The 15,292-nt window shown below is 56.9% G+C and carries 5 protein-coding genes; 4 read left to right on the top strand and 1 reads right to left on the bottom strand.

Annotated features, from left to right (window positions below; genetic code table 11):
* The first annotated feature begins 369 nt into the window (after window positions 1–369).
* The 4 genes from LQ231_RS22955 (at window position 370) to LQ231_RS22970 (ending at window position 14,588) form a co-directional block, all read left to right on the top strand.
* Complete coding sequence (locus tag LQ231_RS22955) at window positions 370–2,286, top strand: non-ribosomal peptide synthetase (protein WP_230174209.1); 1,917 nt, start codon at window positions 370–372, stop codon at window positions 2,284–2,286.
* Complete coding sequence (locus LQ231_RS22960; RefSeq protein ID WP_230174211.1) at window positions 2,283–10,424, top strand: non-ribosomal peptide synthetase/type I polyketide synthase; 8,142 nt, start codon at window positions 2,283–2,285, stop codon at window positions 10,422–10,424. The genes LQ231_RS22955 and LQ231_RS22960 overlap by 4 nt, the downstream gene beginning before the upstream one ends.
* Window positions 10,421–12,934 carry a condensation domain-containing protein gene (locus tag LQ231_RS22965; protein WP_230174213.1) on the top strand — a complete coding sequence of 838 codons (2,514 nt, stop codon included), beginning with the start codon at window positions 10,421–10,423 and terminating at the stop codon, window positions 12,932–12,934. The genes LQ231_RS22960 and LQ231_RS22965 overlap by 4 nt, the downstream gene beginning before the upstream one ends.
* A gap of 235 nt (window positions 12,935–13,169) precedes the next feature.
* Window positions 13,170–14,588 carry a hypothetical protein gene (locus LQ231_RS22970; protein WP_230174215.1) on the top strand — a complete coding sequence of 473 codons (1,419 nt, stop codon included), beginning with the start codon at window positions 13,170–13,172 and terminating at the stop codon, window positions 14,586–14,588.
* Here LQ231_RS22970 and LQ231_RS22975 read toward each other — a convergent pair.
* Window positions 14,540–15,289 (bottom strand): 4'-phosphopantetheinyl transferase superfamily protein, encoded by a 750-nt coding sequence (locus tag LQ231_RS22975; protein WP_230174217.1) that lies wholly within the window; start codon window positions 15,287–15,289, stop codon window positions 14,540–14,542. The two genes, LQ231_RS22970 and LQ231_RS22975, sit on opposite strands and share 49 nt — an antisense overlap.
* Window positions 15,290–15,292 lie beyond the last annotated feature (3 nt).

Consider the following 15,292-nt stretch of genomic DNA (forward strand, 5'->3'; position numbering starts at 1 on the left):
GTGGATCGCTTACTCTCGTTTACTGGTAGGACGATAGCCTTTGCACCGAGTACATTGTAGGCGCTGCTCACTGTCAATGAACCCCTCGTCTTAAAAACAGCGGCGCACTTAGAAATCCGTCTAGTTTTAAATGACCAAAACACCAGATAATGGTTGATCAAAAGGCATTCGATTGGGGTTCTTAGCCGAATTAATTAGATTAATGAGCTGATCGGCTGGTTGTGTCCACCCAATTGGCAGCTTTCTATTTTATCGCCTCATGAAATTCTGGCTGCTTAGAGATGGCGGAATTTGAAGCCTTTCTGACAAGTGCGGGCAAGGGGTTCCGCGATTTCGCTCGCATGAGCGCGATAAAGCAGGGGGAAGCCGATGAATGGGCTCCATGATATTATCGGTGCGGGTCAGGCGCCGAGAGATAGCAGACCCGACGGCATCCAATACGACAAAACACGTAGTGTTTCCGACATCGTAAAGCAGCATGCGTTTGGCAAACCTGAAGCCATTGCGATCATATCCGACGATACTCAAATGACCTATCGCGAGTTGGATCGTCTGTCCGAGGCGCTTGCCAGCTATCTTGTCGACTGCGGTGTTCAGAAGGGTGATGTTGTATGCCTGCTTGTGCCGCGTGCCTTGACGACTGTTGTGGCAAAACTTGCAATCCTTAAGGCTGGTGGCGCCTACCTGCCTGTCGATCCGTCGTACCCCATCGATCATTTGCGGTATGTGTTGGGGGAATGCTGCCCAAAAGTTGTCTTTACGGATGCGGCATCAAATCTGGACGTCGAACTTGTTTTTACGGGTGGCCGTGTCGTCGATTTACCGAGGCTTCTTCCGACACTTGAGCTGGACAAAGCTAACGCGCTACCCTCGGTTCATGGCAATGATCTCGCCTATGTGATGTACACATCCGGCTCGACTGGCCGTCCGAAAGGGGTGGCTGTACGGCATTGCGGCATCACGCGTCTGGTCATGGAGCAGAATTTCATTGAGCTTCGTCACGATGACAAGATCCTCCATTCGAGTACGATCTCCTTCGATGCCTCTACCTTTGAGGTCTGGGGGGGGCTGCTCAACGGAAGCACTCTCGTCATCATGCCGAAGGCGAACTTTTCGCTAACGGATATCCGCGAACTGATCCGTGCCCGAGAGATCTCCATTATTTTGTTGACGACTGGTGTGTTCAATCTGTTCGTCGACCACACTGATGGCGGATTGCCGAGCCTGCGTCAGGTGAATTTCGGCGGTGAAGTAGCCTCCGTCGGGCATGTTCGGCGGTTCCTTGAGGCCTACCCCAATTGTACCCTGACCAACGTCTATGGGCCCACCGAAGCGACGTGCATCGCCACCACCTATACGGTACCAAGGGATTTTACAGCTACTGAATTGCCGATAGGAAAGCCGATTGCACACACAGATGTCTTCCTAGTCGATGACAGCTTGAAAGTCCTGCCAGCAGGAATGGAGGGGCAGATCGTCATAGCTGGCGATGGGGTGGCGCTCGGCTACTTCAATCGTCCCGATCTGACAAATGAGCGATTTGTCACCATCGAGAAGGAAAATGTCCCATTGCGTTGTTATCTGACTGGCGATCTTGGGATGGTCGACGAGGACGGCCTGTTCCATTTTCGGGGAAGAACGGACCGCCAAATCAAAATCAATGGCAAGCGGATCGAGCTGGAGGAGATTGAAGCGGCTTTGCGTTCTCATTCGCGCCTCTTAGATGCAGTTGTCGAGTGCCGCGATCCGGCAGGCATCAAGCGCATAATCGCCTATCTGCGACCTCGCGACCCGCAAGATTTGGGCAATTCCAACCTAGTTCCAGCGGTGATGGAACGGCTCCGAAACACTTTGCCAGCCTACATGATTCCGAATGCAGCGATTGTTCTTGCCGTGTTTCCGCTGACGCAGGCCGGGAAAATCGATCGTTCGAAACTGCCGATGCCCCCAATTGTGGACGTCAAACCCGCTGTACCACAAAGCCGCAGCGAAGAGGTTCTAGTCCGGCTTTGGCGCGAAGCCTTGGGCACGGAATTGATCCCGGTTGATCGCAACTTCTTTGATCTAGGAGGTACGTCGCTTCAGCTAATGCATGTGCACGCAGGGCTTGAGTCTGAACTAGCGCTGCGTTGCGAGGTCATTAACCTCTTTAAGCATCCAACCATTCGGGAAATGGCAAGCTTTTTGGATGGCCGCACCCCCAGTCAAACTCGTTCCATGACGCCAGACCAGCGCGCGGCCCTCCAACGCAAGACGATGTCGCAGTTCCGGCGGAGCACTCCATGAAAGAGGAAGAGACGTCCACGGGCCTCATCTCGGGTAGCGACGGAAGTGACTCCACTTCTCAGGGCGACGGCGTTGCGATCGTTGGACTGTCTGGTCGCTTTCCTGGCGCTTCGACTGTCGATGAACTTTGGCAGCTTGTGGAGCGCGGTGAAAATTCGTTCAGGATTTTTGCCGCAGATGAAATCGAGGACAGCTTCACCGACGAAGAGCGGGCCTCGCCGGACTACGTCGCGTCCCGGCCGTACCTTGTCGATGCCGATCAGTTCGACGCGGAGTTCTTCGGGATGTTTGCCCGTGAAGCCGCGCTGACGGACCCACAGCATCGTCTATTCTTGGAGCTGTGCTGGGAGGCATTTGAAGTCGCGGGATATGACCCCTATCATAATCCAGCCGTTGTCGGCGTCTTCGCCGGCTGTTCGTTGCCTACCTACTTGCTCAACAACGTTATGCCGGATCGTGAGGCCGTTGAGGAGCTGACGTCAAACTATCAGATTGGCTGCTACAGTGAGCTTGTTGGCTCCCTTGTGGACACGCTCGCCACCCGTGTTGCGTACAAATTCAACTTGCGCGGCCCCGCTTTCTCACTTCAGTCGGCATGTTCGAGCTCTTTGCTTGCTGTTTCCCAGGCGTGCCAAAACCTGCTTACTTACAGCTGTGACATGGCGTTGGCGGGTGGAGTCTCTATTACGATGCCGCAACAACGCGGCTACATCTATCAAGAGGGCGGCTTGGTTTCGCGCGATGGCGTGTGCCGGCCATTTGATGCCGATGCGTCAGGTACTGTGTTTGGAAGCGGTGCGGGGGTCGTATTGCTCAAGCGTCTTCAAGACGCGATCGATGATGGTGACCGGATCTATTCGGTAATCCGCGGATATGGTGTCAACAACGACGGCTCAGACAAGATTGGTTTTGTGGCGCCGAGCGCAGAAGGGCAGGCGGAGGCGATTAAAGCAGCGATCGCCCATGCGGGTATCGATCCGTCGACAATAGGCTATGTTGAATGCCACGGCACAGCGACCCCTCTCGGTGACCCGATCGAGTTTTCCGGTTTGAGAGGGGCTTTTGCGGCAGTCAACGGTGGACATAAACACTGTGCGCTGGGCTCTCTGAAGGGCAGCATTGGTCATTTGGATGCCGCAGCTGGCGTGGCGGGTCTGATCAAGGCCACCATGGCACTTTATCGCCGCAAGATACCGGCGATGCCCAATTTCAAATCGCCCAATCCGCGCATCGATCTGCAGAGCTCACCTTTTTACATTCCGACCGAAACCCGGGATTGGCCCGATGGTGCGACGCCGAGACGGGCTGGCGTCAGTGCTTTTGGCGTAGGAGGCACCAATATTCACGTCGTGCTGGAAGAAGCACCGGCCTCGCATCGTACTGATGCCGCACACAGTGCGGGGCAGTTCATACTTCCACTGTCCGCTCGGTCGGACGCAGCCTTGTCGGAAATGTGCAAGAACCTCGCCAGTTATCTCGAAACGAACAGCACGGTTCCTTTGTCGCAAGTCGCTAGAACGTTGCAGCAGGGTCGGCATGATTTCAAGATCCGAACCGCCGTCGCCGCGACTTCGGTGGCCGCCGCCGTGGAGCAACTCCGGGCAGAAACGATAGTGACTGGCATTGCCGAAGACAGGCCACCACCGGTCGTCTTCATGTTTCCGGGGCAGGGGTCACAATATGTCGGCATGGGAGCTGCCCTCTACAGCAGCGAACCCGAATTCGCGCGCTGGATAGACCGTGGTACCGAGCTGCTGAAGATGCGCTTCAGCGTGGATGTACGCGACTACATATGTCACACCGGACCTGTCAGTGCGGCTATGGCCGCAGAACAGCGTGAAACCCATATTGCGCAGCCCTGCCTCTATCTCGTCGAATATGCTCTCGCGCAGCTTTGGATAAGCCGGGGACTGAAACCCGATGCGATGATCGGGCACAGCGTTGGGGAATTCGTTGCTGCAACCCTTGCCAATGTCATCTCGTTCGAAGACGCGCTGACGCTGGTAGCGTCTCGCGGTCAACTGATGCAACACCAGGCCCCCGGCGCCATGCTGTCAGTTCGCGCATCGCCGGAGACCCTGCAGGTCTATCTGCGGGGAGGTGCCGAGATCGCTGCGATTAATGCACCGAAGCTCTGCGTCGCGTCCGGTCCGATGGACGACATCGAAGCGTTGTGTTTTGCGCTCGAAAAAGCCGGCATTGCATTCAGCCGGCTGCACACGTCGCACGCTTTCCATTCGGCGATGATGGAGCCCTGCATCGACGAACTGCGGGACGTTGCCTCGAAGGTAACCTATGGCCGCGCAACCATACCCTATATTTCGTGCGTCACGGGTGGTTGGCAGAACGATGAGTTGGGATCATCAGCGGACTACTGGTCGAGACATTGCCGGGAACCGGTTCTCTTTTCCGACGGTCTGATCACGCTCTGCCAGGATCAGAGCCCGATCCTGCTTGAGGTCGGACCGGGTCGCACCCTGTCGGCCTTTGCTGCCCAGACGATTGGTCGTAGCGAATTGAGCGCCATAGTGCAGTCGCTGCCTGAACACGACAATGCTCATGCTGCACCTCGGGTGATGGCATTGGCCCATGGCCGGATGTGGATGGCTGGAAGCGATCATCCCTGGCCGAGCCTTCCGCTCGGCGGCGAGCGTATCCTGCCTTTGCCAACCTACCCTTTCCAACGTCAGCGACACTGGATCGATGCCCCCCCCCCGGTTCGCCGAGCCCGTGCGGTTCAGCCAGCCAAGATTACGGCAGCATCCCAGACCGCTACACGTGAGCTATCTTCAAATAGTGAGGTGGAGACCATGAATGCTGTCAGCATAATGGCCAACGCAGATCGCATTCCCGAACTAGAGACATCGCTCCTGACGCTGTTGAGCGACATGTCTGGCGAAGTGCTCGAAGCGGGCAATCGAAACGACAGTTTCTTGGAGCTCGGCTTTGATTCTCTTTTCATAGGTCAGTTCGCTCAGAAGATTGACAAGAAGTATGGTGTCAAGATCTCTTTCAGAGAGCTGCTGAGCAATATCCCATCGATTGCAGCAGTCGCTAAACACCTCGACAAGGCACTGCCGCCTGAAAAAACCGAGGTGGAAATGGCGATACCGATCGTATCTTCTGTTTCTATGTCGACGGCGCTCAACACACAGACTATGCCTGAGACACCGACGGTTCTGCAGACCGGGACCCTGCCAACCATTGCGTACGGCGGCGCTGTCGATGGCGGCCTCGAAGCAGTCTTGCAGTCGCAGCTTGCCCTCGCGCAGACCCTGTTTGCCCAGCAGCTACAGCTTCTTCAGGCCTACCGTCAGCCTTTGCCGCCGACTGCTGCACCAGCGCTACTTGCACCGGCTGCTCCCACGGCCGCACCATTAAGGCAGACGCCGGTTGCGCCGTCTGCCAGCCTTTTATCCACCGGTGCGGTTTCCGTCCGTGAGAGAGAATCCGAAATCGTTAGTGAGCGCGATTTACGTTGCCAGGAGCCTGGCACAAAAGCTAGCTCCGAATTGTCACCGGAGAAGGAGACGTTTCTCAACGATCTGATCCTCGCCTATTCGAACAGGAACAAGGGATCGAAGGCTTACACGCAGGAACACCGCAAGCGTCTCGCAGACCCACGCACGGCGTCCGGCTTCCGCGCCGAGTGGAAGGAAATGATCTTCCCGGTCGTTTGCGATCGTTCCAAGGGTGCGCGGATCTGGGATATCGATGGGCATGAATATATCGATCTCGTCAATGGCTATGGCCAGACGGCGTTCGGTCATGCGCCGGACTTTGTGGTCGATGCGATGAAAGACCAGATTGACGCAGGCTTCGCCATCGGGCCGCAGACGCCGCTTGCCGGCGAGGTTGCCGCGCTGATCAGCGAAATGACCGGCCATGAACGCGTGACCTTTTGCAATACGGGCTCGGAGGCAGTGATGGCGGCTATGCGGCTTGCCCGCGCCGTTACGGGTCGTGACCGCATCGTAGTTTTCGCCAATGACTATCACGGCCATTTTGACGAGGTTCTCGTTAAGGGACGAGCCGGCACGAAAGAGCCGGTGGCACTTCCGATTGCAGCCGGCATCCCCACCGGCTCGGTCGGCAATATGATTGTCCTACACTACGGCAGCGATGAAAGCCTCGACTGGATCCGCTCTAATGCGCAGGATCTGGCCGCGGTGATCATCGAGCCGATCCAGAGCAGGCATCCGGAACTACGACCGCAGGAATTTGTGCGCAGTTTGCGCCGGATTGCAACCGACGCAGGATTTGCGCTCGTGTTCGATGAAGTCGTGACCGGCTTCCGCGTCGATCCAGGCGGTATGCAGGCGCTCTGGGGCATCCAAGGCGACATGGCAACTTTCGGCAAGGTAGTCGGAGGCGGAATGCCAATCAGCGCGCTCACCGGGACCAGTCGCTTCATGGACGCGCTCGACGGCGGCTACTGGAGCTATGGCGATGATTCCAGGCCAAATGTCGTGCCCACCTTCTTTGCCGGCACATTTGTGCGTCATCCGGTGGTCCTGGCCGCGGCAAAGGCTGTGCTCCATCACATCAAGGGCGAGGGGTCGGCGCTTTACAGTCGCGTCGCATCGCGTACAGAAGCGCTTGTCGAAGAAATCAATGCCGAGCTGCTGAAGCGCGGTATTGCGCCAAGCCTGCGTGGTTACAAGAGCTGGTTCGTCACGGATTTCAGCAGCCAAGATCCGCTTGGCGGCCTGTTTTACCCCTATCTCCGGATGAACGGCATCCACATTCAGGACGGCTATCCTTGTTTCTTGACGACGGCCCATACCGAGGAAGACTTCAAGACGATCGCACGCGCATTCCGTGATGCGATTGATGCCCTGCAATGCGTCGGCATCTTTGCGTCGAAGGGACAGAGCGGGCTTGCCGATCCGCCTGCGGCGCTCACCGTGGCGGATTCTGAAAAGGTTGAAAGGCCGGAAAGCATAGCACTGACAGAGGCACAGTCGGAAATCTGGCTGGCGGCCCAGGCAGGCGAAGAGGCGTCGTGCTCTTTCAATGAATCGCTTTCGCTGACATTGGACGGAGCTCTCGATCGCAGAGCCTTCGAGGCGGCTGTAAAGGCTGTGGTCGAGCGCCACGACGCCCTGCACATCCGCTTTTACCGCAATGGCGAGCGGTTCCGCTTCACGCCGGATTTCGCCTTGCCTGTCGAGTTTGTTGACCTGTCAGCGGAGGTCGGCGCTAACGTTCAACTTGAGGCCTTGATTAAAAGGGACGGGTCCACACCGTTTGATCTGATACAAGGCCCTCTGGCTAGAGCCTATCTGGTCCGCCTTGGTGATAGCAGACATGTCTTTGTCTTCACTGCTCATCACATCATCTGCGATGGCTGGTCGTTGAACGTGATCATCAATGAACTATCCGCAGCCTATTCGGCAGCGCTGCGTGGTGAACAGGCTGAATTCGGACCCGCTCTGTCTTTTGCTGACTATGCGATGAAATTTGTTCCGAAGGATGATGTCGGCCGGGAGACCGCACGCTTCTGGCAGGACCAGTATAAAGTTCTGCCCGAGCCTGCCGATATGCCGTTCGACAGACACTATCCGGACCAGAAAAGTTATGCCGGTGGCACTTGCACGGCGATGATCTCTGCAGACGTCTACAAAAAGATTAAGATACGGGGTGCCCGCTCCGGCGCGACACTGTTTTCCACCATGCTAGCGGCGCTCCAGGTGATGATAACTCGCTTGTCGGGAGAAGCCGACGTTGTAATCGCAGTTCCATCGGCCGGCCAGAGCCGGCTCGAAGACAAGATCCTTGTTGGCCACTGCGTTAACCTCCTGCCGCTGCGCCAGACGGTTGATGCGTCCGCCTCGTTTGAGGACCATCTGAAGGCGACGCAACAGCTAGTCCTGAATGCCTTTGAGTACCAGGACTACACCTACGGGACGCTTGTCAAATCACTCTGCGTCAAGCGCGATCCACGCCGTTTGCCGCTGACCGGCATTCAGTTCAACATTGACCGGATTGCGGCGAACGCAGAGTTCCCCGGTCTTGATACGAAGATTGTGCCCAATCCAAAGTCGTTCTCAAACTTCGACCTGTTCCTCAATATGATCGAGGGAGCGGACGGCATCCGGATTGACATCAACTACAACGCCGATGTCCTAGATCGCGTCACCGTGGATCGCTGGATCGGTCATCTGGCCACGCTCGTGACCGAACTGGCCGAAGACATGCAACGACCGGTCTCATCGCTGCCGCTCCTGTCTTCAAAAGAGACGACATGGCTGGCAGAGGAGCTCAACCAGACGGTGGTTGACTATGATCGTGACCGGTTCGCCTTCTCGCTCTTTTCTGACAATGCGAAAAAGGCTCCCCTCGCGGTGGCCGCCCGTCATGGCAGCCAAGTCATGACCTACGACGACCTGGAAAAACGCTCCAACCAGTTCGCCCGCCATCTGCGCTCCGTCGTTCCGGGGCAGGGGGAGCGCATCGCGCTTTTGGCCGATCGTTCGCTCGACATGCTTGTCGCACTCATTGGCATCATGAAGGCGGGACATACCTATGTTCCGCTGGATCCCGGCCACCCGGAGACACGCCTGCGCCAGACGCTTGCCACGGCACATCCGATCGCCCTGGTCTGCGACAGCGAGCTTGGTGCGGATCTCGCTGGCGACAACGTTACGCTGATCCATCTCGACAGGGACGCGGACACCATTGCGACCTTGTCTGGATCGGAACTGGAAGAACTTCCTTCCGATACCGAAACCACAGCCTATGTGATCTTCACCTCGGGTTCGACGGGTACGCCAAAGGGCGTTGCGATTTCCCATCGTGCCCTGACGAATTTTCTCCAGTCGATGGCCCGCGAGCCGGGCTTCACCTCCAATGATGTTCTGGTTGCCGTCACAACCATCTCCTTCGACATCGCCGGGCTGGAGCTCTATCTGCCGCTGATTGCTGGCGGACAGGTCGTGATTGCTGATCGGTCTCAAGTGGAGGATGGCTTCGGCCTGGTTCACCTGGTGAAGGAAAGTGGAGCAACGGTCCTGCAGGCGACGCCGACCCTATGGCAAATGCTTGTCGAGGCAGGCCTGGACGGTTCCGTGCCGCTGAAGAAGCTTTGCGGCGGCGAGGCGCTGCCGAAGGCGCTGGCCCGTACGCTGGCCGGCATGCAGGGCGATTTGTGGAATATGTATGGTCCAACTGAGACCACCATCTGGTCTTCAGTCGCCAAAATAGCCGATGAAGATACACCGATCACGATCGGGCATCCGATTGCCAATACCCAGCTGCATATCCTGGGTGCCGATGGCCACCTTGCCCCGGTTGGTGTCACTGGCGAACTGTGCATCGGGGGCGACGGTCTGGCTCAGGGCTATTTCGAGCGGCCGGACCTGACCGATGCTGCCTTTGTCGCAGCCGATATCGGGACCGGTGGTGCTGCGCGCCTCTACAAGACCGGTGATCTTGGCAAGCGGCTGGCTGACGGCTCCCTGCAGCTCCTGGGGCGGCAAGATAATCAGATCAAGCTGCGCGGTTTCCGCATCGAGCTTGGTGATATCGAAACGGTGATTTCGCAGGTCCCCGGCATTCGCCAATGCGCTGTGGTCGGCGCGCGCAATGGCAAGGGTGATCTCGTTTTGGTCTGCTATTTCGTTGCCGAGCCCGGCTCGCCGGCGTCGGACAGCCTGCAGCTGGCGTCCAGCGTAAAGGCCCAATTGCCGGCCTATATGGTGCCGAGCATCTGGTCTTTGGAGACCGATCTGCCACAGACGGCGAATGGCAAGCTTGACCGCAAGACGCTGACAGCGCGCGATATCCGCCGTGGTGATCTGGATCAAGCGGTCGTCAAAATCAAGCCGCGCACTGCCATGGAAGAAAAGCTCTGGGGGATCTGGAAGGGGGTTCTAGATGTCGACACCATCGGGGTGGAAGACAATCTGTACCAGCTTGGTGCGGACTCGCTGACGATTTTCCGCATCGCCGCGCGCATGTTGGATGCCGGACTGCCGCTGGAGGCAAAACACCTCCTTCGCCATCCCTCCATCGCCGAGCTGGCAGCCTATGCCGAGCAGCAGGAAGAAACGCCGTCCGTCGGTATCGTCTACCAGATGCCGTCCCTTTCGGATTTCCGCAATGGTGCCCGTCGCCGGATGGAGAGCCTGTCGTGAACCAGACCGAAAATATAACAAACTTAATCGGGACGAAAGCCCAGGTCATCGGTGAGTTCCCTTGCAGTCAGGCCCAATTACGGTTCTGGGTCCTCGACCAACTGGAGGCGGGCAATCCCGCGTTGAATGTTGCCGAAAGGTGGGAAATTCGGGGTTCCTTCAAGGCCTCGACGCTTGAAGCAGCTTTCCGCAGGATCATCCAGCGTCACGAAATACTCAGAACGCGCTTTGTCGAGCGGCGTGGCATTCCCTACCAGCAGGTCCTCGATACCATCGACTTCAAAATGTCTGTGATCGACCTGCGCAATGTGCCAATCGATCAGCGTGAGGAGCGCATATTGTCGATTGGCGAGGAAACGGCTTGCGCGCGCTTCGATCTAGCGCAGGGCGACCTCTTTCGGGTCACGTTGATGATCGTCGAGAACAACCGCGCTTTCATCCTTGTTACCGCCCACCATACCTGCTTCGACGGCTGGTCGATCCGCATTTTAGGGCGGGAACTTGGTGAAATTGCTTCGGCGATCGACGCTGGCCGAACAGTCGACCTGCCGGAGTTGCCGCTGCAATATGGCGATTATGCGCTCTGGCAAGAGGAGTTCTTATCTCGCTACAGCTTTGAGACCGAAACTGCCTTCTGGAAGCGACTCCTGCTTGGTGCGCCCTATTTTGAAGTTCCGTCCGATCATCAGAGACCATTGACCAGAAGCGCCAGCAGCGACGTTATTTCGGTCGTTAAAGCGCTTGAGTTCGGCGAGCGCATCGAGAGGGCGGCGCGTGATCACCGTGTCTCGCTTTATGCATATGGCGTCGCTGTGATTAGCACTGCGTTGCATAGATTTACCGGCGAAACTGACATTATGTTCGACACGCAAATCGCTGGGCGTGAGCAGACTGACCTTGAACCGATGATCGGCGTTTTCATCAATAATCTTGTGATACGTTTGGCGGTCAGGCCGGGAAGTTCTTTCGATGAACATATCCGCGTGGCAACCGAGGCGGTGACCGCGGCGCTTAATCATCAACGCATGCCGTTCAACAAGGTGGTGGAGTTGGTAAACCCTGTGCGTGATCCTTCCCGCAATCCGCTCATCTCCGTGAATTTCAATCTCTCCAAGGCTTTCCTCGAAGATCATAACTATGGTGGTTTTGAGTTGATCAGTGCACCATCGCAAACGTCAGGAGCAATTTACGACATTAGTTTCAGCATGGTCTGGCGTCCCTCCGGCTGGCGGATGTCGATCGAATACAACACGGATCTGTTCGACAAGAGCACGGTCGATCGGATGCTGCAGCTTTGGCAAGACGTTTACGAGCAGGCTTTGGGCAGTTCGTCTGCGCCCCTTGTGCCGGATACGTCTTCACTCACATCAATGAATTCGGAGGCCACAGGTTTTCCAGCAATTCCTATATCTGCTCTTCACGCGCCTGCCGCGACACCTGCGGCCTTGTCCGCGGCCGAAAGGATTGCACGAATGGGCGAGATATGGGCCGATGTGCTTGATCAGCCGCAGGTCGAACCCGATGGAAATTTTTTTGCTCTTGGAGGCCATTCGCTTGCGGCCCTGCGCATGTTGTCGATCGCCAGGGACAGTTTTGGCATCAAGCCCGATCTTGCTTTGCTGCTCAGAGAACCAACCCTGAAAGAGTTTACCCAGTCGCTGTTCGGTGGCCAGGCGGCTGCTTTGTCGGCTCCGGCAGCAAGCCCATCCAATTCATGGAAGACAAACACCTATAAAACTGGGACCGCTTCCGGATCGGTCTACACTTTGAACCACCCCTTTCTTTACTATCCGCTGGCCAATGTCCTCGATGACAAGGTGTCGGTCTATAACGTCAATATGTTTGGTGCGACCGTCGAAGAGACATCATCGGCGGTATCGTTTGAGGACATAGCTGCCGAGGCGGTTGAGGCTATGCAGATCGATGCTCGCAACGGACCAATTGCACTAGTCGGATTGTGCGTGAATGGTGTGCTGGCCGTGGAGATTGCTCGGCAACTGCGTGAAGCGAATGTGGATGTCACCTGCATTGCCATCATCGATTCTTGGGCACCAGCGTATTCCCGGGGCGTGCCGCAGCTAGGTCGGCGACTCTGGAGTATCGAACGGCGCGTTAGGCGGGTAAATTACTTCGTCGGTAAACTTTTGTCGGGAAGGATGAAGCTGGTTGCCTTCCTAAGGGAATTCAATGTCACTCTTTGGCTGATGGGGATATTCGGCGTCGGTGCCGCCAAACTAACAGCCGATGAATCAGCCAATGCGCGGGTCACCGATTATCTTATGCGTGCAGCCCGCGATTATGCGAGCCGCCCCAGCGGGGAACTTCTGCTTTTCAGGAGCCAGGCTAATCCGCGTCGCGCAAAGAGGCTGCTGTTCGGATGGGAGCGGGCGATTGCTGGAAATGCTGGCGTGGTTGATCTCGAGGGCTGGCATGAAGACTCGCTGACGGACAAAGGTATGTGTACACTTGCCAGATCGATCGAAGACGCAATTATGCTGGAGCGTCTCTGATATGGACGGACTTGCGAAGGCCGCGGGCCTGATCTTGAGCTCGGAAAGCTCCGCAATGCGGATCGGGATTCTGACGGACCGGCGAGAAGGCTTTGAGAACTGGCAATTGCGGATCATAGATCGGATCTTGGGCGACAGCCGCTTTTGCCTGGCATCGGTTCTGGTGTGTCAGCCCTCAACAAAAACAGCCAGGCCGTCAAGACTTTTGCGGTTTGCTGCAGCTCTCGAACGCATCATGCTTGCACGTCAACCCGCCTATCGACCACAGAATTTCGATCCGGCAGCACTGCCGTTTCAACAGGTCTCCTGGGTTGAGGGTCGTGATGCAAAAACGGCGTCTACGGAAATCGCCGATCTGAAGCTCGACCTGGTTTTGACCCTCGTTTCCTCGGTTCTCCCGGATCAGATTGTCGCCAGCCTTCGTTTTGGAGAGTGGCGATTTTCTTTTGCCAATGCGACCTTCGAGGGTACCGACTGGTCGGGCTATGCTGGGGTGATCGAGGATAGGCCGGCAACAGAGATGCGGATCGATATCCGACGTGGCGGTCCAGCGCAGGTTACCAATCTCGTTGCTGCAGCGTTCAACACAAAGTTCAGTGCAGCTCGCAACGCTGATTTTATCAAGGAGCGCGCCGTGACCTTAGTCATGCGCGAACTTCGGCGCCTTGCAGAAACAGGCCGGATCGAGCCTTCCTATCATCGATTGCCCCAAGTGCTTCGCTCAGACCCGCCATCTGATTGGCAGCTGCTGCAATATGCCCGGCGGCTTTCGATCAAGCTGGTGGCGCGCATCGTTCAGGCGATGCGAGTCAAGCTCGGCGGTGGGGTGGCGGTCTGGACGCTGTTTGTCGGCGAAGGGAGTCCGCACGACTTCGATCCGCACAAGGCGGTGGAGATTCCGCCGGACAAGGACGAGATCCGGGCGGACCCTTTCATGCTCGAGCATGAAGGTGAAACCTATCTGTTCTACGAAGCCTATGCGCCGGGCGACGGGAAGGCTCATATTGCTGTCAGCCGCCTCGTCGGCAACCGGCTTGAGAGGCTGGGGATCGCCCTGAATTGCGCGCATCACCTGTCTTACCCATTCATTTTTCGCCATGACGGCCAACTGTTTATGATGCCGGAAACAAATCAGGCGCGGCGTCTCGAAATCTGGCGCTGTTTGGAGTTTCCGCTGCGCTGGGAACTTCATTCCACAGCCCTTGAAGGTCTGTCGTCTGCCGATAGCTCATTGACCTTGTTCGACGGCAGATGGTGGCTAATGACCAATCTGTCCGACTTCCATGCCTATGAGGATCACTGCAGCGAGCTGCACATATTTGAAGTCGATGGACCGGATCTGAAGACCGTCGTTACCCACAGGAACAACCCGGTGGTCATCGACAGCACGGTTGCCCGAAATGGCGGACGGCCCTTTGTCCAGAATGGCAAGCTCTTCCGCCCGTCACAGCGCAATGAATTCGGTGTCTATGGCTACGCCTTGAACATCATGGAGATTGAAAAGATCGATCTCGATACCTTCCGGGAGCGTTGCATTCGAACCATCACGCCCGATTTCAGCCCAGGTCTCGTTGCCTGTCACCACCTTGATGCAGCGGGCGGGCGCTATGTCATGGATGGCATGCTCGGACGTTCGCGCCAATCACCGCAATAGCGGAGCTGAACATCTTGACCAAAGGTGAGGATGGCCGCGACGGCGCAAAAGCCGTTTGCCACGCTGATTGTCAGGAACACCCAGTCCTGTGAACTTCCGACGGACGGATCGAGCCGCAGGAGCGTGTGTTGCCGTTGTGGCGAAAGCGAAACATCAAAACAATCTAGCGCAAGCGACAGTCCGGCGCCTTGCGCCTTGACGAAGGCTTCCTTGCGGGTCCAGCAACGATAGAAGGCCGACATTCGCCCCTGGTCTGGATAGGCCTTGAGTTCGCTGCATTCCGCTGCGGAGAAAAAATGCCCTGCCACATCTTCGGCGATCGGTTTGATCTGTTCGATATCGACCCCGAGGACGAACTGTCTGGATACCGCAAGCAGTGCCTGGTCGCCGCTATGGCTCAGATTGAACTCAAGCGGGCGTGCCCCGGTTGATTGGATGCCCGGCTTGCCGGATTCGCTATAGGAAAAGCTGATATCGCTCGGCGCAGTGTCGAGATAGCGGCCGAGAATGGATCTGAGCCCTGTTCGGCCAGCGATGTAGCGCCGTGTATCGTCCGATCTGACAAAGCGTGATGCTCGCTCAAGCTCATCATGCGACAGGCATGTGCCAAATTTGGTGTCTTCACCGGACGGCATGTCGAGAGACCACGACCAGATATCGATGGGGCACGAGGCGGTCGTCTGCGGGGCGTCGCCAAGCATGGT

It is taken from the genome of Rhizobium sp. CECT 9324 (genome assembly GCF_918741265.1).
Classification (GTDB): Bacteria; Pseudomonadota; Alphaproteobacteria; order Rhizobiales; family Rhizobiaceae; genus Allorhizobium.